This window comes from Kitasatospora sp. NPDC056531 (assembly GCF_042794375.1).
Lineage (GTDB): Bacteria > Actinomycetota > Actinomycetes > Streptomycetales > Streptomycetaceae > Kitasatospora.
Genome location: NZ_JBHTTU010000353.1, coordinates 1 through 1,470, shown reverse-complemented (window position 1 = coordinate 1,470; position 1,470 = coordinate 1). Strand labels below are relative to the sequence as shown.

Sequence of the window (1,470 nt, the reverse complement as noted above, 5' to 3'; positions counted from 1 at the left end):
CCGGCGCACCCGGGTTCAGCACCAGCATCGCCAGCAGACTCCGGCGCTTCACCGACCCGACAGCGAGCTCCCGCCCATCCGCGGCCACCACGGCCACCGAGCCCAACAACCGGAAGTCCACCCACGCCCCCACGCGCCCCAGAAAATATGACAAGCATATGGCGGCGGGCGACCCCCCATCGCAGAGCGTCCCCCTCCCCGGGGGGCGCCGGCCCCGTCACCCTGCACGGGCCGACGCCCGAGCGGATGTACTGCGATCTCCGCGACGACGCCACCGAAGGGTGCCACCGGGGAGGGGGGACCGAGGCTCACCGACACCCTCGCCCGACTCAATGGCGCCCGCGGCCGCCAGGAGTTCGCCGCCGGCCTCGACGAGGTCTGGCGGGCCGCCGGCGAGGCCCGCATCACCCCGCCCGGTGGTCGAGGAGCGCTACCGCACCACCGTCCGGGACGACGGCGACCGCCTCGTCCCCGCCGGGGCCGGGGGCACCGGCGCCCGGGAGGGCATTGTCGACGAGGTCATCGAACGCACCCTCGACACCGGCGCCCGGGTCACCTTCGTCCCCGACGGCACCCCCACCGACGCCAACCGCGTCGCCGCCGTCCTGCGCCACTGACCCACGCCCCGGCGCACGACCTCACGGGCCGGGCCGGCTGCCGTGCCCGGGCAGCGGTCCGTACACGGCGCAGAAGTCGCAGCCGCAGCTGGTCAACGAGTTGGCCTGGCAGTGCGCGGTGGGCCAGGACGCGGACGCGCAGGGGCCGGGGTCGACCGGCGTGTCATCGGGCAGGGCGCGCCGGCACCAGCCGCACCGCAGGGCGGCCGGCACACCCGCCCGGCGCAGGAGCCGCGCCGCGGGGGCGGCGACGCCGAACGGGATCTGCGACCGGACGACGGCCGGCGCGCTGTCCAGCAGCTGCCCGCTGCGCCACAGGCTCAGCCCGGTCACCGCGCGGACCGCCTTGAGCGCCGCCGCGTCGCGCGGGGCCGCGCCCGTCAACACGACGGCGAATTCCGGGTCCTCCACGGCTCCTCCTCATCGCTCGGCGCTGTGCCCGGCTCCAGTCAACCGCCCTGCCGGGCCGTCAGGCCACGGGTTTTCGCCCCCGTCCGATGAAGAGGAATCGACGCCCTTGCCGCCACCGGCCGCCGGTATCCTCCTCCCGTACCGTTGCCAAGTTCATACGCAGATCTCGGCAATCCGGACGTTTCCGCCCGGAAGGTCCGTTCGCGGCCGTTCGGACGCGATTACGGTCCGCGCTTCGCAGCCGACCGCCTGGCTTGCGCCTGGTCTTACACCGGCTCCACGCAGGTTTTTCGTCTCCGAGCCACTCCCGGCGACGACGGGCGCAGGGCCCGTGAGAGAGACGTTTTTAGCGTCTCTGATCAGCTAAGCGATCCTGTGTGATCCACGGGTTGCGGGATCGGTTCGGATCGTTTCCCATCTGGGTGGGGTGGCGTGGGCGTGC

At 73.6% G+C, this 1,470-nt stretch carries 2 protein-coding genes; one reads left to right on the top strand and one right to left on the bottom strand.

Going from position 1 to position 1,470, the window contains the following annotated elements:
* Positions 1-416 precede the first annotated feature (416 nt).
* Positions 417-617, top strand: coding sequence for a hypothetical protein (locus ACFQ87_RS46370; RefSeq protein ID WP_380617073.1), 201 nt, complete (start codon positions 417-419; stop codon positions 615-617).
* Positions 618-638: 21 nt separating this feature from the next.
* Here the strand turns inward: ACFQ87_RS46370 and ACFQ87_RS46365 are convergent, their stop codons facing one another.
* Complete coding sequence (locus ACFQ87_RS46365; protein ID WP_380617072.1) at positions 639-1,028, bottom strand: ribosomal protein L7/L12; 390 nt, start codon at positions 1,026-1,028, stop codon at positions 639-641.
* Positions 1,029-1,470 lie beyond the last annotated feature (442 nt).